This is a genomic window from Vibrio nitrifigilis (genome assembly GCF_015686695.1).
In the GTDB taxonomy this organism is placed as follows: Bacteria; Pseudomonadota; Gammaproteobacteria; order Enterobacterales; family Vibrionaceae; genus Vibrio; species Vibrio nitrifigilis.
Genome location: NZ_JADPMR010000004.1, coordinates 1,347,995 through 1,372,934, shown reverse-complemented (window position 1 = coordinate 1,372,934; position 24,940 = coordinate 1,347,995). Strand labels below are relative to the sequence as shown.

Annotated in this window: 20 protein-coding genes; 9 read left to right on the top strand and 11 right to left on the bottom strand. The window is 42.4% G+C overall.

Features of this window, described 5'->3' with window-relative positions:
• Window positions 1-221 precede the first annotated feature (221 nt).
• Window positions 222-1,841, bottom strand: coding sequence for an ABC transporter ATP-binding protein (locus tag I1A42_RS22530; protein WP_196125146.1), 1,620 nt, complete (start codon window positions 1,839-1,841; stop codon window positions 222-224).
• A 13-nt stretch (window positions 1,842-1,854) separates the two neighbouring features.
• Window positions 1,855-2,349, bottom strand: a complete 495-nt coding sequence (locus I1A42_RS22525) for a hypothetical protein (RefSeq protein ID WP_161153293.1) — start codon at window positions 2,347-2,349, stop codon at window positions 1,855-1,857.
• Window positions 2,350-2,552: 203 nt separating this feature from the next.
• Here I1A42_RS22525 and I1A42_RS22520 point away from each other — a divergent pair, with 203 nt between their 5' ends.
• Window positions 2,553-4,913, top strand: coding sequence for a Lon protease family protein (locus I1A42_RS22520; protein ID WP_161153292.1), 2,361 nt, complete (start codon window positions 2,553-2,555; stop codon window positions 4,911-4,913).
• Between the two features lie 102 nt (window positions 4,914-5,015).
• The gene (locus tag I1A42_RS22515; protein WP_161153291.1) at window positions 5,016-6,278 is read left to right on the top strand and encodes an MDR family MFS transporter; all 1,263 of its coding nucleotides are present in this window, start codon (window positions 5,016-5,018) and stop codon (window positions 6,276-6,278) included.
• A gap of 79 nt (window positions 6,279-6,357) precedes the next feature.
• On the opposite strand, the gene cfa is transcribed toward I1A42_RS22515, so the two are convergent.
• The 3 genes from cfa to I1A42_RS22500 form a co-directional block, all read right to left on the bottom strand.
• Window positions 6,358-7,527, bottom strand: coding sequence for a cyclopropane fatty acyl phospholipid synthase (cfa, locus tag I1A42_RS22510; RefSeq protein ID WP_161153290.1), 1,170 nt, complete (start codon window positions 7,525-7,527; stop codon window positions 6,358-6,360).
• Window positions 7,528-7,816: 289 nt separating this feature from the next.
• Window positions 7,817-8,893 carry an alanine racemase gene (gene alr / locus I1A42_RS22505; RefSeq protein ID WP_161153289.1) on the bottom strand — a complete coding sequence of 359 codons (1,077 nt, stop codon included), beginning with the start codon at window positions 8,891-8,893 and terminating at the stop codon, window positions 7,817-7,819.
• Window positions 8,894-8,967: 74 nt separating this feature from the next.
• Entirely contained in the window at window positions 8,968-10,350 is a 1,383-nt protein-coding gene (locus I1A42_RS22500; protein WP_161153288.1) for an alanine/glycine:cation symporter family protein, read from the bottom strand.
• Window positions 10,351-11,251: 901 nt separating this feature from the next.
• On the opposite strand from I1A42_RS22500, the gene dgcN reads away from it, so the two are divergent.
• From dgcN to I1A42_RS22485, 3 genes are read left to right on the top strand one after another with little or no spacing between them, the layout of a single operon-like run.
• Window positions 11,252-12,256, top strand: a complete 1,005-nt coding sequence (dgcN, locus tag I1A42_RS22495; RefSeq protein ID WP_161153287.1) for an N-acetyltransferase DgcN — start codon at window positions 11,252-11,254, stop codon at window positions 12,254-12,256.
• The gene (gene dgcA, locus I1A42_RS22490; RefSeq protein ID WP_161153286.1) at window positions 12,256-13,230 is read left to right on the top strand and encodes an N-acetyl-D-Glu racemase DgcA; all 975 of its coding nucleotides are present in this window, start codon (window positions 12,256-12,258) and stop codon (window positions 13,228-13,230) included. Before dgcN ends, dgcA begins: the two co-directional genes overlap by 1 nt.
• A 10-nt stretch (window positions 13,231-13,240) precedes the next feature.
• On the top strand, window positions 13,241-14,098 hold the full coding sequence (locus I1A42_RS22485; protein WP_196125144.1) for a D-amino-acid transaminase: 858 nt from the start codon (window positions 13,241-13,243) through the stop codon (window positions 14,096-14,098).
• 63 nt (window positions 14,099-14,161) lie between these two features.
• Here I1A42_RS22485 and I1A42_RS22480 read toward each other — a convergent pair whose 3' ends face one another.
• Complete coding sequence (locus I1A42_RS22480) at window positions 14,162-15,262, bottom strand: mechanosensitive ion channel family protein (protein WP_196125141.1); 1,101 nt, start codon at window positions 15,260-15,262, stop codon at window positions 14,162-14,164.
• 299 nt (window positions 15,263-15,561) lie between these two features.
• On the opposite strand from I1A42_RS22480, the gene I1A42_RS22475 reads away from it, so the two are divergent.
• Both I1A42_RS22475 and I1A42_RS22470 read left to right on the top strand, forming a co-directional pair.
• Window positions 15,562-16,224, top strand: coding sequence for a potassium channel family protein (locus tag I1A42_RS22475; protein WP_161153283.1), 663 nt, complete (start codon window positions 15,562-15,564; stop codon window positions 16,222-16,224).
• Window positions 16,221-17,588 (top strand): TrkH family potassium uptake protein, encoded by a 1,368-nt coding sequence (locus I1A42_RS22470; RefSeq protein WP_196125139.1) that lies wholly within the window; start codon window positions 16,221-16,223, stop codon window positions 17,586-17,588. Before I1A42_RS22475 ends, I1A42_RS22470 begins: the two co-directional genes overlap by 4 nt.
• An 87-nt stretch (window positions 17,589-17,675) precedes the next feature.
• Here I1A42_RS22470 and I1A42_RS22465 read toward each other — a convergent pair whose 3' ends face one another.
• The gene (locus I1A42_RS22465) at window positions 17,676-18,176 is read right to left on the bottom strand and encodes a DUF2850 domain-containing protein (RefSeq protein WP_196125137.1); all 501 of its coding nucleotides are present in this window, start codon (window positions 18,174-18,176) and stop codon (window positions 17,676-17,678) included.
• A 590-nt stretch (window positions 18,177-18,766) separates the two neighbouring features.
• Window positions 18,767-19,615: a pirin family protein gene (locus tag I1A42_RS22460; protein ID WP_196125135.1), complete on the bottom strand. Its 849-nt coding sequence runs from the start codon at window positions 19,613-19,615 to the stop codon at window positions 18,767-18,769.
• Between the two features lie 203 nt (window positions 19,616-19,818).
• On the opposite strand from I1A42_RS22460, the gene I1A42_RS22455 reads away from it, so the two are divergent.
• Window positions 19,819-20,118: a hypothetical protein gene (locus I1A42_RS22455; protein ID WP_161153279.1), complete on the top strand. Its 300-nt coding sequence runs from the start codon at window positions 19,819-19,821 to the stop codon at window positions 20,116-20,118.
• 2 nt (window positions 20,119-20,120) lie between these two features.
• Here I1A42_RS22455 and I1A42_RS22450 read toward each other — a convergent pair whose 3' ends face one another.
• Window positions 20,121-21,014 carry a LysR substrate-binding domain-containing protein gene (locus I1A42_RS22450; protein ID WP_161153278.1) on the bottom strand — a complete coding sequence of 298 codons (894 nt, stop codon included), beginning with the start codon at window positions 21,012-21,014 and terminating at the stop codon, window positions 20,121-20,123.
• 93 nt (window positions 21,015-21,107) lie between these two features.
• Between I1A42_RS22450 and I1A42_RS22445 the strand changes: the two genes are divergently transcribed.
• Window positions 21,108-22,025 carry a DMT family transporter gene (locus I1A42_RS22445; RefSeq protein WP_196125133.1) on the top strand — a complete coding sequence of 306 codons (918 nt, stop codon included), beginning with the start codon at window positions 21,108-21,110 and terminating at the stop codon, window positions 22,023-22,025.
• 154 nt (window positions 22,026-22,179) lie between these two features.
• On the opposite strand, the gene I1A42_RS22440 is transcribed toward I1A42_RS22445, so the two are convergent.
• Window positions 22,180-22,773 (bottom strand): alpha-ketoglutarate-dependent dioxygenase AlkB family protein, encoded by a 594-nt coding sequence (locus tag I1A42_RS22440; RefSeq protein WP_196125131.1) that lies wholly within the window; start codon window positions 22,771-22,773, stop codon window positions 22,180-22,182.
• Between the two features lie 575 nt (window positions 22,774-23,348).
• Complete coding sequence (locus tag I1A42_RS22435; protein ID WP_196125129.1) at window positions 23,349-24,869, bottom strand: DUF3612 domain-containing protein; 1,521 nt, start codon at window positions 24,867-24,869, stop codon at window positions 23,349-23,351.
• Between the last annotated feature and the right edge of the window lie 71 nt (window positions 24,870-24,940).

Genomic DNA, 24,940 nt, shown 5'->3' with positions numbered 1-24,940 from the left:
CGTTCTGTCGAGATACGTGCATCACATTTCTTCCGTTTTCGGGCTTAATGTGTACTTGTTAAGGATGCTCTTAATCGAGCATATTGAGGTTGGTTGGGTATGGTATTTATAAAATCAATAATAAGACTTAACGCAGAGTTTACAGCGACGATGTAAAAATATGTTGGGGGAAATAAAAAGAGTCCGCCAAAAAAGCGGACTCCCTAACAACATAATGAAGTTTATGCAGCTGCGTCGTCATCCACATCAAACGATGCGGCAATCAATTTCTTGGTGTAATCATTTTGTGGCCGATGGAAGATGTCGTTGGCTGTGCCTTCTTCCATTACCACCCCTTTTTGCATAACGAGTACGCGATCCGACAGTGCCTTGACTACGCTTAAGTCGTGACTGATAAACAAGAAACCGATATTACGGCGTTTCTGGATATCTTTTAGCAGATCAATCACCGTCAGTTGTACTGAGCGATCTAATGCCGACGTTGGTTCATCGAGTAGTATAAATGAAGGCTCTAAGATTAACGCTCGTGCAATGGCGATACGTTGCCTTTGGCCGCCAGAGAATTCATGTGGGTAACGGTTGAGTGCATTTGCTTCTAGACGAACTTCTTCTAACGCTTGGCGTGCTCGATGCATCCGCTCCATTTTAGTCATTTCTGGTCGATGGACGGTTAACCCCTCGGTGATGATTTCCCCTACTGTCATGCGGGGGGATAAAGAACCATATGGGTCTTGGAAGACCATCTGAATATCTTTCTTCAGATCTAACTTCTGTCTCGTAGAAAGTGCACGATAATCTTGCCCTTTGAATTCGATAGAGCCCGTTGAGGGGAGTAAGCCAATTAGAGCTCGCCCCAATGTTGATTTACCGCTTCCTGACTCTCCAACAATACCTAACGTTTCCCCTTGTTTAAGTTCAAGCGAGATGCCTTTAACGGCTTCAAAATATTGGTTTTTGCTGGCAATAAAATGCGATTTAACGAGAAACTTAACCCGAATATCTTGCGCTTTTAGAAGCGATTCGGCATTGTCGGTGATAGGATCTTTTTGGCCACGCGGGATCGCATTGATCAACATTCGTGTGTAATCATTTTGTGGGTTATCGAAAATAGTCTCCGTTGGACCTTCTTCAATCACATCACCGGTACACATGACGAGAACGCGATCTGCGACATGTTTGACGACACCGAGGTCATGGGTAATAAATAGTATCGCCATACCCATTTTGTTTTGGATATCTTTGATGAGGTTTAACACTTCTGCTTGAACGGTGACGTCTAGCGCTGTTGTTGGTTCGTCAGCGATTAAGATATCAGGTTCATTAATCAGGGCCATGGCGATCATAATGCGTTGTAACTGACCGCCAGAAAATTCGTGAGGATATTTTGTGTAAGCTTGATTTGGGTTAGGCAACTGAACGAGCTCGAATAGTTCAATAACGCGCTGTTTAGCCTGTGAACGACTGATAGATTGATGACACATTACCGCTTCAGCGACTTGAATTCCCACACGCATGTAGGGATTCAATGACGTCATGGGTTCCTGAAAGATCATGCCGATGCGATTGCCACGAATGCGGCGCATGTCTGAATCTGATTGATTAAGCAGTGAACGGCTTTCAAACAGAATCTGTGCATCAGAGTTCACGATGGCATTTTTGGGAAGAAGCTGCATAACGGCATTGGTGGATACTGATTTACCGCTGCCTGATTCGCCCACAATAGCGAGTGTTTCGCCTTTATAAAGGTCAAAGTTAACATTATGCACGGCATCAACAATACCGTCGTTGGTGGTGAAACTCACCGACAAGTTACGTACCTGTAAAAGTGGTGTCTGTGACATTAAGACTTCCTAATTAATTCATTACAACCGCATTAGGCTGTAAATCATTTAAACGTTTCAATTGTGAAAAATGGTGATGCGCCTTTTCAACTTGTTCATATTCTAATTGCCATTGCGCGTTTCTTTGCGCGTGACAGAACGCACCCATGTGATGCAAAAGATCTTCACTGTGCTTTTCTAGCACTTTAGAGACACTTCTGATCAAGTCTGAATCTTCAATAGAGAGAAATTGCAGTAAAGCATAGGACTGGTTTAATGCTTCAAAAGCACGTTGTTGTTGCCCCATGTTGTTGAGGATTTCTGATTGATAAACAGTGGTATCTCTCAACCCCGCGATCAAGCATGAAAACTGACATGGCTTGGTATGATCATCGGTTGCTGCTTGGTTAATATGGCCAGGCAGGTCATGTAATATATCCTCAAGTAAATAATGAGCTTGTGGCCAGTGGCCATCTTGCAGTAATTGTTCAGCTTTAAGGAAGCTCGACCAGCATTGTTGTAGATCCATATTCAGTACTCCACGAAATCAGACTGTCTTTATTTAAATGCAATTAGTTCTCAATTGCAAATGATAGTTATTGTTATAAGGAGTCGAATTGGTTAAACATTGTCCGTTTGAACAAGCGTAGGGGGTAAGTCACTAAATAATCGATGCTTTTGTCCTAAAATTAGACTACAACAATAATCATAACAACATAAGGAGGGGGTGCGATGGCTATTCGGGCTCTGCAAGCTGAGCAGCTCTATCAGGTCGCTGACCTAGAAATGCTGCCGTGTAAATCAACCAAAGAATTGCCGCCAATCGATGAAATCGTTGGCCAAGAACGTGCGCAAAAAGCGGTTGAATTTGCCATGTCTATCCGTGAAAAAGGCTACAACATTTATGCGATAGGGCGTAACGGTTTAGGTAAACGTACCATGATTTTACGTTACTTAAATCGTAATAAGCACAACAGTGAAGCGTTGTATGATTGGTGTTATGTCGCCAACTTTGATGACATTCGTATTCCGAAAGTATTGCGCTTGCCTTGTGGTGTTGGCACCAAGCTGCGTCAAGATATTGAGAAACTGATAACACGCCTAGTGAAAGCGATCCCTCTCGCTTTTGATAATGAAATTTACTATAGCCGTTCGGAAAAACTGAAAAATCAGTTAGCTGAAAAACAAGAAAGCGAATTAGCTGCTGTGACTCAACTGGCTAAAGAAAAAGGAGTGAGCCTGACGATTACACCGCAAGGAGACTATCAATTTGTCGCCATGAACGGTGAGGAAATGCACACTGAAGAAACCTTTAACGCCTTGAGTGAAAAAGAGCAGCTGTACTTCAGTGATACGATTGATGGTTTGGAAGTCGAATTGCGTAATGTGGTGCGTAAACTGACCGAATGGGAAGAAGACTTTAGTGAAAAGAACAAAAAACTGAATGATGAAGTCACTCAAGGTGTGATCGGGCATTTTATTAAAGAGCTCAAAAAAGAGTACAGCAAACATACGGAAATAAAGACGTACCTTAGCGACTTACAAAAAGACATCATCGAAAATGTCGATATCTTTTTGGAAGAAAGTAATGAACAATCTGAACTCTCATCCGCGTCGTTAGATAAGCGTATGCCGCGTCGTTACAAAGTTAACGTATTGGTAAGCCGTCATTCTGATGATTTCCCTATTGTTGTAGAAGAGAACCCAAACTACCACTCGCTATTTGGCTATATTGAAACAGCAACATATAAAGGAACGGTCTTTACCGATTTTTCATTGATACGAGCCGGCAGTTTGCACAAAGCCAACGGTGGTGTGTTATTGATGGATGCGGTGAAAGTGCTTGAGCAGCCTTATGTGTGGGATGGCCTTAAACGTGCGTTGCGTGCCCGACAGCTCAGTTTCACCTCATTGGAAAAAGAGGTGACGTTAACAGGCGCCGTGTCATTAGATCCCGAACCCATCCCTCTGAACGTTAAAATCATCTTGTTTGGTGACTATCGTACCTATGAACTGCTCACCCATTACGACCCAGAGTTCGGTGAACTGTTCCGTGTTACGGCGGACTTTGAAGATGAAATGAAACGTACCTCAGATTCAGAACTGCACTACGCTCGTTTAATTTCAAGCATGGTGCACGATAACAGTTTGTTGCATTGCGACCGTAAAGCGATTGGTCGCATCATTGAACACAGTTCTCGTATTACGGGGAGCCAGAATAAACTCTCATTGCATGCGGCGCACATTGCGAATTTGTTGCGAGAAGCGAACTATGTCGCCAAACAGGCAAACTCGAATATGATTCGGCAAAGCCATGTTGATGAAGCGTTGCATAATCAAGAGCTGCGGGTAAATCGCATTCAAGAAGAAGTGATGGAGACCTTCCTTAACGGTACTACATTGATACAAACCGAAGGGGAAGCGGTCGGCCAAGTCAATGCACTATCGGTATTAGCGACTAGCGATTATGCGTTTGGTGCGCCAAACCGCATTACGGCAACGACCTCTTATGGAGATGGGGACATTATCGATATTGAACGCAGTGTCGATCTCGGTGGTAGTTTGCACTCGAAAGGGGTGATGATTCTATCTGCTTACCTTAATTCCGTATTTGGCCGTACAGCCCGCGTTCCATTAACCACAACCATTACGTTTGAACAGTCTTACGGTGGTGTGGATGGTGATAGTGCAACCATGGCTGAGTTTTGTGCCATAGTGTCGGCGTTCTCCAAACATCCTAATCGTCAGGATATTGCCGTCACTGGCTCTATGAATCAGTTTGGTGAGTCACAGCCAATTGGTGGCGTGAATGAAAAAATTGAAGGTTTCTTCAACGTCTGTACTATTAAAGGTCGCCATGATAAACAAGGCGTGATCATTCCCCGTGCGAACCAGCATAACCTCATGTTGCGTGCTGACATTGTCAAAGCCGTAGAAAAAGGTGAATTTCACATTTGGGCTGTGGATCATGTTATTGAAGCGATCGAAATTTTCACGGGCAAAGAAGCTGGCGTGGCGACTCAAGATGGCAGTTATCCAGTGGATACTATCTTTGGTTTAGCCCAAGCAAAATTGAATGCTTTGAGAAAATAAGCTTACTTAATCACTCATTCCTAAGCATATTATCTATACCCAGCAGTGCCGCTGCTGGGTTTTTTACGCCCAAGTGGTTACTGGGCAGTTAGCGGAGAAGTCATGTCAGTCGGTTCAGAGTCACTATTTAAGTGGCATAGGGTACAACGATTTTCAAAACCAGTATGGGCAGTATTAGTAGGAACACTACTAACTCGAACAACCTTTTTTATGTCTTGGCCTTTTTTAATTGTCATTCTCTATCAAGACTTTCATGCCAGTGAAATTACAATTGGTATTATGCTCGCTGCAAGTACCATTACTGGTACGTTATGGGGATTGTATATCGGATACCTTTCGGACTGCTTTGGTCGAAAATGGGTAATGGTGGCTGGCTCAGTATGTGCCATGCTGTCTTATGGCGGCATTGGTATTGCCACAGAACTATGGCAGTTTGGGTTATTAATCGTGGGGGTTGGGATTGCGCGTCCCATGATTGAATCACCTGCTAAATCGGTGATTAGTGACCATCTCGAGAATAAAAAAGACTGTGAACTCGGGTTAAATCTCAGATATTTCTTGATAAACGCTGGCGGAGCGATTGGCCCATTAATTGGCATTACTGCTGCTCTATCGCATCCGCAGGGCTTGTTTTTACTGACCAGCATCACGTATCTGGGATATGGGGCTGTGTTATTTTTGACTCTGCCTTCTCAACGTCATTCAAGTGCGTTTATTGATGAACAGCTTCCTAATTTCAAAGCAACGTTATCCGTTATTTCACGTGATGGACTGTTTGTGAAGATGATGGTGGCGAACTTTTTTTTGATGTTTGTCTATGGGCAGGTCGACAGTTCACTGCAACAGGTCATCGTACGTTCTGGCCTTCCTGATGCAGCCAAGTTGGTGGCGGGCTTGGTGATGGTTAATACCATTACCGTTATTGTCTTTCAGTTTCCATTACTGAAATTAATGGAGCGTGTCCCACTTTTTGCTCGCACTCGATTAGGCATGGTGCTGGTGGCAGTATCTCAAATAGGATTTCTATTTTCGTCTGCTGAGTGGCCGATGGGGTGGTATTTGTCAGCCTTTATTTTGGCGCTGGGTGAAGTCATTACCTTCCCAACATTAAGTGTACAAATTGATAGATTAGCGCCAGCACATTTACGTGGTTCCTACTTTGGCGCAGCGGCTTTATATTCACTCGGATTTGCGGCCGCACCGCTTGTCGGAGGGTTTTTGATTCATCTGGGAAGTGCTCAAGCCTTGTATGGTTTGTGTTTCGTCTTTTGCTTAATGATGATTGGTTTGTATTGGATTGCGGAACATCAACCGGATCCACGTAACCGAAATGAAGTGGATGATGAATGGGCTTTGGACGAATAATCCATCTTGAGGTTACTTGGGTATACTACTAAAAAGAGGCCATTTACTGGCCTCTTTGCGTTTTAGATACAGGTAAACATTATGATTGACGAATGTAGTGGGGTTGGCTTAAACATTCGTGTGTCAGAACAAACTGCCAAACATTGATGTTTCTAGAGCGAAACGCACCCGCGCAGCTTAATAAATAGTAACGCCACATTCTCTTGAAGCGTTCACCATATTTTTCAGCAAGTTGGGGCCAGCCTTTCTCAAAGTTTTCGCACCAAGCCACCAGTGTTTTGTCGTAGCTTTCACCAATGTTATGTACATCTTCAACAACAAACTTATTTTCGACGGCTTGTGCTAATTGAGCGAAGGAAGGGCATACGCCGTTAGGGAAAATATACTTATCAATCCAAGGGTCAGTTTTATCAGAAGATTCTTTACCACCAATGGTATGTAAAACAAAAATACCATCGTCTTTCATCACGCGTTTGGCACAGGTAAAGTATTCGTCATAGTTACTTGGACCCACGTGTTCGATCATCCCGACAGAGACAATTCGATCGTATTTTTCTTTTGGATGGTATTCACGGTAATCTTGGAGAAGAAAGTTCACCGCTAAGCCTTTTTCGTCGGCAATTTGCTGGCCTAATTCGGCTTGCTCGTGCGATAAAGTTAAGCCATCACAAATGACGCCATACTTTTCTGCAGCATAGTTCATAAAACTGCCCCAACCGCAGCCGATATCAAGAACACGCATACCTGGTTTTAGGCCGGCTTTACGGCAAATGAGGTCAAGTTTAGCTTCTTGTGCTTCATCGAGGTTTTCTGCGTGGTTCCAATACCCACAGGTATAGGTCATTCGCTTATCGAGCATTAATTTAAACAGATCATTACCCAAATCGTAATGTGATGATACGTCATGTTTAGCTCGAGAAATACTTTGAGGATTTACCAGATCTTTCAATTTGCTCCCTGCGACGTTCAAACCGATTTTAAATTTCGCTTTGTTGTCGAGGTGGGCTTCTAGGTCGTGGCGTAACACGCGATTAATCATTTCATCGATTTGTTCGCATTCCCACATACCATCCATATAACTTTCGCCTAAGCCAAGTGAGCCTTGACTAAATACTAGGGAATAAAAGCGATCATCGAGAACTTTTACATCCCAAGGGCGAGAGCCATTGATTTTTATGTCAGCATCAACAAGTAGTGATTCGAACAAAGACTGCAAGTTATGCTGTTCAATGGGGTTAGATAGTATCATCTGTGATCTCTCCATTTTCGTACAGAATTTTCTGTGATTCAGCGAGCAGAAAGCATGTCACTTTAGACTCGTAAGCCGATTCACAACTTACTTAACGAAGATAGGTCGGATTCAGAGGCAAAGTTTGTACTTGTACGAACTATTCGTACAGACATTCTTTTTGAGAGTGGCGTTCATATGACGGAACTACTTGACATAAGAGCAGGGAAAAGGGCTGAAGCTTTTCCCTGAGAATTCTGAGGGTAATGCCCATCATAATCATTTGAATGTCGAATGATTATGATTGGTATTACTTAATAAAACGCTTATCTACACGTTTGGTTAACTTAATCATCAGCTCATATGGGATGGTACCAATATGTGCTGCGACTTCCTCAACCGGTAGATTATTACCCCAAAATTCTACGTCATCTCCCACTTTGTCCTGAGAGTTAGGACCTAAGTCAACGGTTATCATATCCATGGATACACGTCCTGATATAGGAACTTTGCGTCCATTTATATACACAGGTGTTCCCTGTGGTGCGGTGCGGGGGAACCCGTCACCATAGCCCATCGCGATAACACCCATGATGGTATCACGAGGTGAAGTCCAAGTTTGGCTATAACCAACGGGTTGATTCGCTTGATGATGGCGAACCGCTATCAACTTAGACTTCAGGCTCATTACAGGTTTTAAGCCGTATTTTGCGCCTGTTTCTCCTTCACATGGAGAGACGCCATAAATGGCGATACCGCCGCGGCAAACCTGAAAATATGCGTCTTGCCAGAGGAGTATTCCAGCTGAGTTTGCTAATGTTTTCGGACCAGCATACTGCTTTGTGGCTTTTTTGAACAGTTCTATTTGCTGTTTTGTTGCAGGTGAGTTGAGATCATCAGCACAGCTAAAGTGACTCATAAAGCCAACATGACCAGCAATTTTACCGGTTCGTTCGATTTTGCTTACGTAGTCTGAAACTTCGTGAGGTTGTACGCCAATACGGTGCATGCCCGTATCTACTTTTAGCCAGACAGAAATAGGCTTGGAAAGTTCGGCACTCTCAAGATCGCGGAGTGTTTCCTGACAATGGATGGCAGTATGTAACTCCAATTCTGCCGCAGTTTCAAGATCTTCTTTGCAGAAACATCCTTCTAAAAGCAAAATTGGCTGTGGAATACCAGCATTGCGCAGCTCTACGGCTTCTTCGATACGAGATACGGCGAACATATCTGCTTGAGGAAGTGCTTTGGCAACTTCTATGGCGTTATGTCCATAGGCATCACCTTTTACAACAGCAACCAATTTCTGGTTGTCTAACCGACCTTTTAGGTTGGCATAATTGTGTTGTAGAGCGCCTAAATCAATGATGGCTTGTGCTGTAATCATAATCTTTCCTGATTCTTCTCGATGACTTCCCTACCAACCTGATAGGGAAGGATCCTTGGGTATATGCTAATTTTCTAGTTATTCGTTGACAGTGGCTCTTCAGCTTTCTCGTCTCTATCAGCAGTAAAGTAACCTCTGGTTAGCTTAATCACGACGGGGCTTAAAACAGCCAAAGCAATTAAGTTCGGAATGGCCATCATGGCGTTCAGAGTGTCTCCAAGTAACCAAACGAAATCGAGAGACATGGTGGCGCCAACAGGCAGAGCCAAAACGAAGATAATACGGAATGGCAAAATCGCTTTGTGACCAAATAAATAAGTGGCGCAACGTTCGCCATAAACAGACCAACCGACAATAGTGGTAAAGGCAAAAATAGCGAGAGCAATTGCGACGAGATATCCGCCAATGCCAGGTAAAATTTGATTGAATGCTGCAGAGGTTAATGCTGCTCCTGATTCACCAGAAGTCCATTGACCTGAAATAATGATAACCAAGCCAGTGATTGAACAAATCAAAATTGTGTCAATAAAGGTGCCAAGCATTGCAATCAGGCCTTGACGGACTGGGTCGTCAGTGTGTGCGCTAGCATGTGCTATTGGCGCAGAGCCTAAGCCTGCCTCATTTGAAAATACGCCCCGTGCAACCCCATAGCGAATAGCCATCCAAACGGTTGCGCCGGCAAAACCGCCTTGAGCTGAACTAGGAGTAAACGCTTCACTGATCACGGTGCCAATAGCGGGTAAGATCATATCAACATGTGATAACAAGATAACAATACCACCGGTGACATAAGCGACAGCCATAAATGGTACTAAAGCACCTGCGAAAGCTCCAATGCGTTTAATGCCACCTAATAATACGGCGCCAGCTAAAATCATAACAACGATGCCAACAATCAGTGGTGAGGCGTCAAAATTGGTATTTAGAACTTGAGCGATGGAGTTTATTTGTACGCCATTACCAATGCCAAAGCAGGCGACGGTGCCAAAAATGGCAAATAGCGTTCCGAGCCACTTCCATTTTTCGCCCATGCCGTTTTTGATGTAATACATCGGCCCGCCAACGTATGAACCATTTTTATCTTTTTCTCGAAAATGCACAGCTAGAACGGCTTCAGAAAATTTGGTCGCCATGCCGAGAAGGGCTGTCATCCACATCCAAAATAGAGCACCAGGACCGCCAATAAAGACAGCTGTTGCAACCCCAGCGATGTTGCCTGTCCCTACGGTTGCTGACATTGCGGTCATTAATGCTTGGAACGGGGGAATTTCACCTTTACCGTTAGCGGACTTTGTACGACCACCCCACATTAATTTGAACGCTCGTCCAATATTAAATATCGGCATGAATTTTAAGCCGAAATTGAGATAAATACCTACACCCAGAATCATGACGAGCATAGGCACGCCCCAAACTATTCCATCAATCGTTCCTACGAACGCTGTTATCGTTTCCATCCCTGTCCCTCTTTAGGAGTTATTGTATTCATCGTTTAGAAGTAAGCCGTTGCAGAATGTTGCCAACACATAGTGAACGGCTCACTTGAACATGTTGGAACAGTTGGACTGTATTCTGCATGGTTAACGATGAGATTTGCATTTCTGCTCCTTAGAAACTGCAATTTATAGACCAAAAGGATGTGGTCTGTATCTGTATATATAGTTGAGCGATCTAATACTGCTCTTTATGCAACTGTGGTGCGAGATATTCTATTAGAGAGACCTAATAACAGTGAAATGATTTTTATAAAATTCCATATAAATTTATTATTGCAGTGTTTTAAACTGTTATTTTGTTCGGTTGTAAATTACTTAATAATGATTCATGTTACTTTTCGTGTTAATGATGCTTTTAGTCAGTTTGGTAATTAAACTTGCATAAATGCACCATATTGGTGATTAATTTTGCATAAAATGTCATTTTTGGTGCGAAATTAGAATATCACTATAATCGTTAAATATGTTGGGTTATTTAATAAATGTGATTAATGTCTAAGTTTTAATAATAATAAAGGTGTTGGAGAAATGGCGTATTTAACTATTTAAGTGCTTTAGTTACAAAATTATATAAATTGGCTAAAAAATGGATATCAACCATTAATTCTAAATTTTTAACACTGTTCTTTTTTAATAATCTATAAAATATCTAATATTTAGAATAAAACACCTTTCTATTGTTTAGGGTTTAAGTGAATATTTATGCAGTTAATTATGCAAATAAAGAGTATATATGCATTAAATTGCTTTTTTGGCTATTAATTAATGCTATTTACACATTTTAATTGTCATGTATTTTGCACTGTATGTAATCGAGATTAACAACATTAATCACCAGTAATTTCTTTGCGGAGATAAAAAGATGGAACTTAAACAACCTTATTTGCTTTTTCTTGGCGACGCTGCAGATCAACTAGCTGCAAAAGTAGCTCAGGGTATTAAAACTTGGCGTCCCGAGGCATGCCTTGGTCAATTTCGTTTAGAAAACTGTCACGCCGATATTGGCTTGGACGATGTGACTATCGCCGAAGCGGCAAAAGCTGGCGCAAAAACATTGGTTATTGGCGTTGCCAACCGCGGTGGTATTATCTCTAAAGAGTGGGTCAGTGTTTTGGTTGAAGCAATTGAATCAGGTATGGACATTGCTGCTGGCCTGCATAATCGACTAAACGATATCCCTGAGCTTGTCGCGGCAGCGGAAAAACATGGCTGTAAGCTATTTGATGTTCGCTTCCCAACTCAAACCTACCCTGTAGCAAGTGGTAAAAAACGTGCAGGTAAACGCGTACTCACAGTAGGTACAGACTGCTCAGTAGGTAAAATGTACACCTCGCTTGCTATTGAAAAAGAACTTAAAGAACGTAGTGTTGATGCTGATTTTAGAGCAACAGGTCAAACGGGTATTCTAATTTCTGGCGCTGGTGTTAGTGCTGATGCTGTCGTTGCCGATTTTATCTCTGGGGCAATTGAAACAATTTCACCTGAAAACAGTGATGGCCACTGGGATGTGATTGAAGGCCAAGGCTCTCTATTCCATGCATCATTTGCCGGTGTAACGACTGGTCTTATTCACGGTTCTCAACCTGATGCACTTGTTCTATGTCACGAACCTACTCGTAAACACATGCGTGGCCTTCCAGGTTATGCATTACCTGGTTTGAAAGAATGCATGGAACGTAACCTAGCAACGGCAAGCTTAACCAATCCAAAAGTTCAATTCGTTGGTGTTTCTGTTAACACGTCTGCTTTAGATGAGAAAGAAGCGCTTGCTTACATGGATAAAGTAGAATCTGAACTTGGCCTACCAGTGGTAGACCCATTCCGCCAAGGTGTTGCTCGCATCGTTGATCGTTTATTGGAGCTGTAATGAAGGTCTCTGTTGATACTGAAACCTGGCCAATACGTGGTAGTTTTACGATCTCTCGCGGTTCAAAAACTCAAGCGGAAACCATCATTGTAACCTTGGAACAAGATGGTGTTATCGGACGGGGAGAATGTGTTCCATATGCTCGTTATGATGAGTCGCGCGAAAGCGTCATGGCTGAAATTCAAGGGGTTGTGCCTGCTCTGGAAGCAGGGATGACCCGCGAAGAATTGCAACAGGCATTGCATTCAGGTGCTGCACGAAATGCTGTCGATTGTGCGATGTGGGATCTGGAATGTAAGTTAGCGGGCCAGACTATTTGGCAACGTGTTGATGTCACTCCTGAAGCTTTGATTACGGCCTTTACATTATCGCTTGATACGCCTGAAAAAATGGAGCAAGCCGCAGTAGATAACGCTTTTCGTCCACTGTTGAAACTGAAATTAGGTGGCCCAGAAGATCTGGATAGAGTAAAAGCGGTACGCCGTGGTGCACCTAATGCCAAGATTGTATTAGATGCTAATGAAGCATGGACACCTGATGTGTATCAAGCCTTGATACCTGAATTGATTAAATTGGATGTGGCAATGATTGAACAGCCTTTCCATGCGGATCAAGATGCCGTGCTTGATGAGTTAGAGCGACCTATTCCTATTTGTGCTGATGAATCATGTCATGACCGAGCTAGCTTGGCGAAAGTGATTGGTCGCTACGATATGATCAATATTAAAACCGACAAAACGGGTGGGTTGACTGAAGCTCTTGCCTTGAAACAGGCGGCACTCGATGCGGGTCTTGAAGTGATGGTGGGATGCATGCTGTCTTCCTCATTAAGCATGGCGCCAGCGTTTGTCGTGGCACAAGGCGCAGAGGTTGTTGACCTTGATGGACCCTTATTATTGAGTGAAGACATCGATAACGGGTTTGAATTTGAACAGAACACAATGAAGCCTTTTACAACCGTGTTGTGGGGCTAAGGGGAAAACGATGGAACGTACAGTTTATTTAAACGGCGAATATGTTGCCGAATCTAAAGCCCACATCTCGATTTTTGACCGTGGCTTTTTGTTTGCTGATGCAGTCTATGAAGTGACTGCGGTATTAAACGGCAAATTGATTGACAATGCTGGCCACTTAGCTCGTTTGGAACGCTCTTGCAAAGAATTAGGTCTTAAGCTTCCTGTTACTGGCGAAGAACTAACCGGTATTCAAAAAGCGTTAATAGAGAAAAACAACCTTGTTGAAGGGGGGATTTATCTTCAGTTAACTCGTGGAGATGAAGGCGATCGTGATTTCTCTTACAGCGAAGACATTAAGCCAACGTTAGTCTTGTTTACTCAGTCTCGTTCGTTGATCGACAGTCCGAAGAAAGACACAGGTATCCGCGTTATCTCTATTGATGATATTCGCTGGCGTCGTCGCGATATTAAAACAACTCAGTTGCTACCTGCGTGTTTAGCTAAACATATGGCACATGCAGCCAATGCTGATGATGTTTGGTTGATTGAAAATGGCTTAGTGACCGAAGGTGGTTCAAGTAACGCGTATATTGTGACCGATGACAATACGATTGTTACAAGGCCACTTAGCAATGATATTTTGCATGGTATAACACGTGCATCTTTGATGAAATTGACGGATGATTTTGATTTCAAAATTGAAGAACGCCACTTCACCATTGAAGAAGCCTATGCAGCAAAAGAAGCGTTTATTAGCTCAGCGACGACGTTTGTATGGCCGGTTGTCGCTATTGATGACAAGCCAATCGGAAATGGTAAACCTGGTGAAGTCGCACTTAAATTGCGCGAAGTTTACATAAATACAGCCCTAGAAATGGCTGAGTAACGACGTTATTCCTTAACGCTGCCAAGCAAAAAATAGCCCTTCATCTGTGAAGGGCTATTTTTATTATTGCTGTTGTACTGGTGGTTGATTAGCTATATCTGCTTGCGAGTTAGGCTCAACAAATAGCGTACGAGTCGGAAAAGCAATATCAGCATCGTTTTCTTTGATGATATTGATCACTTGTAATAGTACGTCTTGTTTGATTTCGTGATAGCGAATCCAGTTCACTGTTTTGGTAAATGTGTAGATAAAGAAATCCAACGACGATGGACCAAACGAGCTGAAGTTAACAATCATCGTTTGATGTGCATCGATCTCGGGGTGATTTTCTAGCATCAACTTAATTTGATCGATGATATTAGGAATTTTATCGCTGTCTTGATAACGCAAACCAATAGTTTCATAAATACGACGATTGAGCATACGCGATGGATTTTCAACCACGATATTACTGAATACTGAGTTAGGTATATAAAGAGGACGTTTGTCGAATGTACGGATGATGGTCATGCGCCCGCCAATTCTTTCGACGGTCCCTTCTATTTCGCGATCTGGTGATCGAATCCACTCGCCAACTTTAAATGGGCGATCAAAGTAAATCATCATGCCGCCAAAAAAGTTCGATAGTAAGTCTTTAGCCGCAAGACCGACAATTAAACCGCCGACGCCACCAAAAGTTAATAACCCAGATAAACTCAGCCCAAAAGCCTGCATAAATGAGAGCAGTCCGATCACCACGAAACATAAGCGGGCGACTTTCGCAATCGCCTGCACTGTGGTTTCATCCCGTTTTTTATCCCTAAGAAACTGCTGTTCGACTTCATTAATCAGTCGGATGAAAATCCAGACGAAGATCGTAATTAGCATCAAGTGCTTTAAAGTTGTTAGCCAATTGAATTCTGCTTTTATTTGGTCTTCCAAAATTAGACCAAGTGAAATTGTCGCCGGCCAACACCAAATGAGTGTACTGATGGGGGTTTTTAATGCGTGTAGAAGTAAATCATCCCAGTGGAATGCTGTTCGTTCTGATAGGTTGAGTAAACGACTATATACAAAGCGCCAAACGCCCCAAGTAATTAAGCTCGCCAACGTGATGAAAAGGACGCTATTGTCCAAGTTTTTTAAATAGTCTGACTTTTGTAATATTTGTAATAATTCGTTCATACTGCTTAATTAGGCTCCACAAAATAACGCATTCAAACCTATCAGAAAATGGGGGAGTTCTCTACATACGGGGAGTAAGAATTTATACTCATGTAGCCTCAAGGTGCTCTTTCTGTGTGAATGAATTTGTTCTTAGGCAAAGCACTAATCATTATTGAGTAGACAATCCATCTGGCTGCCGAGTAGCGAATTGCACTCGCCTTTTGGGGATATTGAAATTTGAATGTCATACAGTATTGCCATGTGCTGGCAATTTAGGCATAAATACTGCGGTTAAAATAACAAATATAAGGCGAATTATGAATTTTGAGGATAAGCAATTTGCAGTTGTTGGTCTGGGAAGATTTGGTTTAGCAGTCTGTCAAGAGTTAGTCGATTCAGGTGCTCAAGTGCTAGCTGTTGATGTAGATGAAGAGTTGGTAAAAATGGCTGCCAATATTGCTACGCAAGCGATTGTAGCGAATTGTACTCATGAAGAAACGGTGAAAGAGCTTAAGCTCAACGAATATGACATGGTGATGGTATCGATTGGCGAAAACGTCAATGCTTCTATGTTAGCTACTCTGGTAATTAAAGATTCAGGGGCCAAATCTGTGTGGGTTAAAGCTAACGACAAAGCGCACATTAGAATTTTGCAGAAGATTGGAGCCGACCATATCATTATGCCTGAACGTGATATGGGTGCTAGAGTCGCGAGAAAGATGCTCGATAAAAGAGTACTGGAGTTTCAAGAATTGGGTAGTGGTTTAGCCATGACAGAAATCGTTATTGGCTCCCGTTGGATGGGATCACAAATTGGTCAACTGCCATTTAGCCAAGACAAAGAAATTATGATTTTGGGCTTTAAGCGCGGTGCTCAAATTACCCCGACACCGGCATCTGATATTCAATTGGAAATTGGTGATTTATTGATCGTTGTAGGGCCACAAAAAGAGCTGACTAAAAGGTTAAAAGCGCTATGATGCCGAAGTCATACGGCGGCCATTTCTATTCTTTTAAAAATAATAAGAAATCGAAAAAGGCTAACGAACCACGCATTATATTTTTGAGTTTTCTGGCGGTTCTTATCCCAGCTGCATTACTTCTCATGTTGCCGGTATTTTCTATTCAAGGACTAGGATTTCTAGATGCTCTGTTTACCGCAACTTCTGCCATCAGTGTTACTGGTCTAGGTGTGGTGGATACCGGAACTCACTTTACGCGGGCTGGTCAAGTACTGTTATTGTTGCTGATGCAAATTGGCGGCTTGGGGCAGATGACATTATCAGCCGTATTACTTTATCTTTTTGGCGTTCGTCTGAGTTTGAAACAGCAGTCCTTAGCGAAAGAGGCATTAGGACAAGAAGGGGGGGTAAATTTACGTTCTCTAGTTAAGAAGATTATTATCTTCTCGCATATCAGTGAGTTGATTGGCATGGCTTTTCTCGCCTATCGTTGGGTGCCTGAAATGGGCTGGAAAGAGGGGCTTTTTTATTCCCTATTTCATGCCGTTTCAGCCTTTAATAATGCGGGTTTTTCTCTTTTTTCTAATAGTCTAACCAGTTATGTCGATGACCCTGTCGTTATTTTTACTCTTGCCGCTTTATTTATTCTAGGCGGATTAGGTTTCACCGTGATTGGTGACATTTGGTCAAATGGATTTCGGGGATGGAATCGCTTACGTTTACATAGCAAAATTATGTTAACGGCGACTCCTGCGCTATTGTTTTTCGGTATGGTGATGTTTTGGTTGTTAGAGCATCATAACCCAAATACGATGGCCAACCTTCCTATTGGAGCTCAATGGTTAGCCGCATTTTTCCAATCAGCAAGTGCTCGCACCGCGGGCTTTAACAGTGTGGATATCGCGTCGTTCACCGAACCGGCCTTGCTGGTTATGCTCTTGCTGATGTTAATTGGGGCAGGGGCGACCTCCACTGGGGGAGGTATTAAAGTATCAACCTTCATTGTTGCCTTTATGGCTACTTGGGCTTTTCTGCGTCAGAAGCACGATGTAGTGATGTTTCGTCGTAGTGTGAGTTGGCCAACGGTCACTAAAGCGTTAGCGATTATTGTGGTGAGTGGCGCTTTGCTGACTATCGCAATGTTTTTGTTAATGGTGACAGAAAAAGCTACGTTTGTGCAGGTGGTGTTTGAAACGATCTCCGCTTTTGCAACCGTAGGGCTAACGGCAGGGTTGACCGAACATCTCTCTGAGCCAGGCAAATGCATCTTAATTATCGTTATGATTATTGGCCGCTTGGGGCCTTTGACTCTTGCTTATATGTTGGCTCGTCCAGAACCAACACTTCTTCGATATCCTGAAGATAATGTTCTCACGGGTTAAGTACGAAATAAAAAAGCTCGAAGATGAATTCGAGCTTTTGGTTTTATGACCTGTTTATTTTCTCATAATGCCACGTTTAGCTTGCCATTATTTCCCTTCTTTAAAATGTTCAGAGAGGATTAAGCGTCGCTCTTGAGAGCCACTTTGCTGCTTGTGTTTCAGTTCTGCTTCATAACCATGTTTAACGAACGCTTGAGTTGGCGATCCGGGTTTGATTCGTTTTAATTGTGGCGCATCTTCAGAGCCATCCAATTCGTATTTTGTTGTACCACCCCCGGTACGGACTGTGACAGTGCTTCCGCTGAACTGAAATGAAGTGCTGATCAGGTGGTTGTTTTTATACACCCCTTTTTCAGACAAAGTTAATATTTCTTTATTATAGTTTGGGCCACCAATCTCTACCCATTTGCCGTATACGTGTTCTGGATTTATGTAAGCTTTGTATGCGTCATAACCCAAAATACTGCAACTAACGACGATTACGATGGAGAATGCCATAAATATTAATTTAAATGCTTTCTCATTTAGTAACAGATTGCTCATTTTAAATGGTCTCTGTGTTTGACTCCGGTTGGTTGATACTGACATCGTAATTCCTCGCCTAGCCATTATATTTTAGTCAACGAAAACCTAAATGGTCATTATTATATTTTGTTTGAGGCAAGATTGAAGAAAGGTTATTTTTTAATCAATTTGTTTTTTAAGAAAATTTGACCGTTCGCTCAATTTTAACTAACTAATGTTCTAATAGGTTCATATGATAATGCGTCATAAATACTTATTTAGAGTTAGTGACCACAACTGGTTTGAGCAGATCGTAACTGATTATAAAAAATAAAGAAATAGCTCGTAAGTAGTAGGTATTTGTACTATTCCGTTTTAGTTTTTATTAACTTTTCGCGGCATAGTTTCACATTTTTTTGTGTTTTTGGATAGCAATTTACTATTAAAAAATAGTAATAAGAAAGGAGATATTAGAGTATTTATTTAATAAGTATAGATCGAATTGTTGATTATTAAATAGAAATAAACTTTCGACCAAAGTTATTAAAAATAAAAAAACCACACAGAGTAGAGCCTACTGTGTGGTCGAAAAACAAACAAATTGGCATGGATATTTGTTGATGTTTTCTAAACTTTACATTCGAACGCAAGTGCTAATCTGCGTGCGAAATCAATCAATATGTTTCAAATACGCCTGAGTTATAGTCGTTGACTGCTTGATGTATTTCTTCAACAGTGTTCATCACAAATGGTCCGTAATGGACAACCGGTTCATTGATTGGTTGCCCTACAAAAATCAAAGCGCCACCACCATTTGGGGCTGATAACTCAATGTTTTCGCCTTGCGACAAAATCGCCATTTGTCCCTGTTTAACCGTACGTTCACCGATGGTTAAGTCATTTTTATAGGCGTATATCATTACGTTGTGTGAATCGTTGGTGGTAAGAGTCATCTGTGAGCCTGCTGTAGCTCGCCAATCCGCAACGGTTGCTGGTGTTCCAGTCGCAGTGAGTGGGCCAGTTAACGTTTCGCCATCGACAACGATTTGTCCTGCCATCACACGCATTAATCCAACAGACTCTGTTTGATATTCTGTGATGGTTTCTGGTTGATAATCGTGATAACGAGCGGGAGACATTTTGTCTTTCGCTGGTTGATTGATCCAAATTTGGAAGCCGTGTAATTGACCACCTTGCATGATTGGCATTTCGCTATGGATCACTCCGCGACCAGCTGCCATCCACTGCGCTCCACCCGTGCGTAGTTCACCTACATTACCCATATGATCGCGATGCTGAAAATGACCTTCCAACATATAAGTTAGGGTTTCGATTCCACGGTGTGGATGTGGAGGGAAGCCACCGACGTAATCTTTACGATCGTCAGATTTCAATTCATCGACCATCAAAAATGGAGACAGATTTGCATTATTGAAACCAGCGATTCGGCGAATCTTAACTCCGTCACCATCAGATGTATCTTGTGCGGGAATAATTTGACGAATTTCTCTGTATTGGCTCATAACTGCCTCCTATTTGATTACCCTGATATTTTAGAGTGCTCTGAAACAAATGAAGAGCCACTGTTTTTGAGAAACATGTTCGAAAATTTTGAATATGTTTTGGTGAGGTATATTATGATTTCTATCAAAAGTAAGACTTAGGTGGAACTGTCGATGCTTATTGGGATCTAAAATAATGGAGAGTGTTGTTCGGGAGGTGATTTATGCCCAATATTAAAAACCGTGCCCCAAAACCGCATGTGTATAATCCGGACGAGGATCTAACCAATGAACAGCTCCATCGGTTTATGGAAACCGCAAAAAAGGCGGAGAAAAGACATGAACTTGAGCATATGGTTCATGAACAAGAAGAAAGACTATCTTCTCTAGAGCAAGCCGAACATCATCCTATGGCGCCGATTTCTCCACAAGAGGTGGAAAGGAGAACTCGCTCTTATCTCTGGCGGTTCGTGGGCTGGTTTGTGGTTTTTTGTGTGCTCTGCGTTGTTTTCGTTACTATGTAATATTAATGATTGAATTCGTGCCGCAACCAGCTTCTTAAAGTAAGCACACTTTCTAGTTTTAACTTTTCCGGCAAGCAGGTGAAATAAAATCCTTGTGTTGGATGTTTGACCGCACTCCCTAAGGATATAAGTCCTCCTTGTTCTAAATCTTCTTGAACAAATATTTTGTGGGTTACAAACATACCTAATTGACGGTAGGTCGCTTGTATTGCCTGTGCAGACGTAACAAAACTGAGGTTATTTTTCTGTTTTGGTGGGGGGACGTCATTGGCTTTACACCAGTTGGGCCAGTCATTAATCCTTCTTTTACCGGTGACAACAATGGTTGGATATTTAGCTAATAACTGACTTACCTCAAGTTCTGTATCCTCACTAATTAAATCAGGGTTGCATACTAGGACTAATTGGTCATCACTGAGTTTTTCACAATAATAATCCTGCCAATCATCTAATACTCCATGAATAATGGCGGCATCCACGCCTTCTGCTTCCAAAGAAAATTGCCCAGGTAAGTTTGACATACGAATATCGATTGTTGGGGCAAACTGTTGAAATTTTGGAACTCGTGGAATCCACCAGTGCAATGCTAATGAATTAATCATGTTGACTGTCAGTCGATTGGTATTCGGTTGAATCAACATCGCTTCGGTCGCATCCACAATTTGCTCTAAAGCGGGCGCTATTTTTTTGTAATAGCGGTAGCCAGCATTGTTCAGTTCAACGTTGCGCCCGACTCGACTAAATAAGGTTTGATTAAGTTGCGACTCTATCGACTTAATAGCCTGACTGACCGCTGAGTGGCTAACATTCAATACCTCTGCTGCCTTAGACATACTGCCTGTTTCGGCTACTGCAACGAAGGTATAGAGTGATTTTAACGGAAGTAATTTTCTCATAGTTAAGTTTTTCTTACAGGTTTGTTCACTATTACTCGTTATTTATTTACCGTTGGGATTCTTATAATAGCTCCAGTTTTACGAGGAGTTATTATGCAAAGTACGCCATTGGCTGTGAGCTTTATGCTTGTTTCAACATTAAGTTTATCTTTATCTGGCTTAATTACGAAATATTTGTCAGTCGATATTTCTGCACAATGGCTAACATTTTTACGATTTTTTCTTCCCGGTTTAATGTTGTTTATCGTTATGGCGGTAACTCAATGTCGTTTACCCGTGGCAAGTATGCGAAAACCGCTAGTATTACGAGCATTTTGCATGGCGGGTTGCCAGCTATGTTTTATTTTTTCGCTACAAACACTCTCTTTAGTTGAAAGTGTGGTTCTGTTTAGTACCGGTCCACTATTTATTCCTCTGTTAGAGAAGCTCTTTTTTAGAGTGAAGTTACAGGGGCTGACTCTGGTTGGACTCGCTATGACGTTTCTCGGAGTGCTGTTGCTAGCTGGCGACGTATCAGGGATTCGTTGGAGACCTGAACTACTCATTGGAGTATTAGCCGGACTTTTTAATGCGGGTTCTCAATTATGTTTGTACCGTGCGACTAAAAGTGACATGCGTACAATAGAAATAAATGCATGGAGTTTTGGGATGGCTTCACTAGTGCTGTTACCACTGTTAATCACTTCACCAATTTCGTTCTCCCCAGCAGGTGACAAAACGGGTTATGGTGCATTAATAGTCGGCGCTGTGTTAGCCATCGCTTTTTTAGTCATCAACACCCAAGTATTTCGCGCCAAAGCCTACCGGATTGCTAATTCTGGATCCCAGTTGGCACCGTTAATTTTTACCAACTTGATGTACTCCGCGATATGGCAAATGTTGTTTTTTGATGTGTCGTACAGCAGTAAGCAAATAATTGGTTTGGCACTGATTGTTGTGGCAACAGTCATCACTGGTTTACTGCCTAAGATGCTTGCGACTTGGCATCACGCAAAATTAAAATCCGCATAAGGCGATTGATGATAGCAAGGGCTTGATAGGGTATATCAAGCCCTCTGTCTGTTTATACCCAAATGACATCAAGATGCAGGGGGCAGAGCTTCATCAACGGGACTAGATCAAGCTCAATCACGGCAGGAATGGTCATTCCCTTTCAACGTATAGATTAATATACAGTGCGGAACGTCAAGTTGATTCGTCCGTGCTTTGCTCGCTTAGTTTTCGGTATGCCATGTTGCCAAAAATGTTGAGTTGTCCCCGCCATGATGAGTAAGGAGCCAGAGGTAAGTTCCAGTTCATATTTAGATTTACAATGTAAATGTTTGAGCACAAAACGGCGGGTTTCTCCAAGTGAGATAGAGGCGATTATCGGGTTTAATCCGAGTTCTGTTTCATTATCCTGATGCCACCCCATTGAATCGTTGCCATCTCGATAGTAATTGGCTAATACCGAGTTAAACGAGGTTTGAGCAACGAGTTCACAACGTTGCTTTAAGTCGAGCAGAGGGGAAATCCAAGGTTCAGGTGACATCGTCAAACCTGAATAGGAGTAGGTTTTATCACCATACCAAGCTTGTAGCCTTGGTTGTAAGACGGTGCGACCAAACATACTTATAGGCTCTTGCCGCCAAGGAACAGCGGCTGAAAGCTGATTATAAAAGCGTTGTGACTCATCAGCCGTCAAAAATTCAGGTAACCATAATAGCTGCCCATCCTGAATAGGTATCCATTCAGGTTCATTAAACAAAGACCTGGTCATTATCGGCACCGACTTTTTTATATTGAATGAAAACTCTACCTGATTACTTGATGGGACTTCAAGTAAATACGTAATCAGGCGCACGGTAAACTTATCCAAATACTTTGCTGTTTAAATGGAAAGCAAATGTGATTCACTCTATACATTAAAAAGAGATCTTTTACGCAATGTGCCATTGCATTTTGCGACGATATTTGCAAAATGCAATGGCGATATGAAATAGATGGATTACTCTGATGTTGTAAATAGACCATTATTTGCCCCTTTAGGGGTAAAAATCAGGTTTTTTAATCGCTTTAAAAAGTTGGCACGCTAACTGCATATGTTTAAGCGACCCTTATTAAGCCGAGGGTCACCTAGCCAACTGACGTTGTTAGTGAACCAAATTGTTCACACATATCTACAGCCAACCGCAAGTATTGCGATTGGCTTTTTTTTTTGCCTGTGGTAATGCCCAACGTCATCACTTTAGTTGTGTAGTGTCGTCATCAACAACCGCGTTATAACTGGGGCACCTAGTGTCAGCAAAATCAGCCTGTTCCGTTTCCCTGTTGGCAGTCATGTTGCGTGGTCTTCTACTGAGAATCACATTTGCCATAGCAGCTTGGATTTCTTGGACAAACTGCCCCGCGTGAACAGATCAATCGAGCATCACTTTCTATTCCTCGCTCAATCCAATTAATGTTAAGGATTTTTGCAATGGTGCGGAGATCTTTTTTAATCAGTGCCGGAATGGGGGTTGTCCCGCCTTTTGTTACACAAGACGCTTGCAGCTCTGCTGCAACAGTCAATGCATCGCCACCTTGAGCGTTGATCGCTGGATTTAAATCGATGCCCGCACAGAGAACGCGATTATTGCCTGCTGCGTCGGTAATATTAATCGATTCACAACAATAGATACGCGGTTCGTTGGCGACGTTTAAGATTGAAATTTGAGCTGAACTTTGAGCTTGCGGTGCACTAAGGCGACGAAATACTGCCCAATGTTGACATGGATCGTTAACGGTTCTCATGTTTCCCCAGGGAAGTGGTATCCCATTGCCGCGGTAAACGGCTTTTAATTTACCTTCTCCATAGGCATCAAAATAATGCCAATGTGGATATGGCGAGACAACCGTCATCCGACGCATGGCAACAGATGGGGAAACCCCTGCTTTTTCGTGCGCCCTAATTTCATAACCGTTGCGATCAAGCAATTGTCGAAAAGGAACTTTGGGACAAAGTAATGCTCCAGCGAAAAAACTTGATTCAAAATCACGCCATGCTTGCAAAATATCCTGAGAATTAAGCTCTGTCGAACTTGGGGCGTGAGGCGTTTCTTCCCAACTGTTGGTATGTCCAATCGTTAACACACTTTTCAGGCCATCTTTGCTGTGTAATACGATATTGCCAATATAGACCGCCAGATCGTACTTAAGGCGGGTAGGATATGCCCTTAGCATTTCGTTAAGGTATACGTGGCCTGGTGGTTCAAAGAAAGATGTCACAAGCTGTTTGGCACTGATGCCTAATTCATCGACCACTTGTTGTGGAGGACGTTTCATCCAGTGAATGGTCAACCCGACATGCTGCGCTAGATCGAGCAGATCATCGACATCGAGATTAAGTCGTTTTGTACCAAGGTCCTCGGCTGCGCGTTCTAAATCAGGAAAATGGTTCTGTAAACTTTCTTGATGGGCTCGAATCAGCAAGTGGGCAAACTGTCTTCCTGTAATACCTGTTTGTGAAAGCATTTCTGGAATAGCAATTTGCAGAATGTCATTGGAAAACAAAAAGCTGGGTTCTAACGCCATGCCATTGATACCACCACGATTTCCTTTATTTGGTGTGATATCAGCATATGCGGGTTCATCGTCAAGAAACCAAGAGATCGGCTTTTGAAAAACTTCTGCGATGACTTCGAGCATTTCTGCGCTCGGTACTCGTTTACCTCTCTCGATCATCGAGAGGTAAGAAACCGAAGGGGCGTATTCTGGATTGATTCTCACGCAGCGAGCTGAGAGATCTTCCATTGTTAAGTGATTACGTTTCCGCAAGTTACGCACTTTTGTCCCTAAAAAGTGCGATTGTCTAATCAAACTTTTTGACACGGCCATTTTGTAAAATTCACATTGTAAAATTTTTGTTGTGAAATTGTAGTGATAAATCTATTACTCTTCCATGTAGG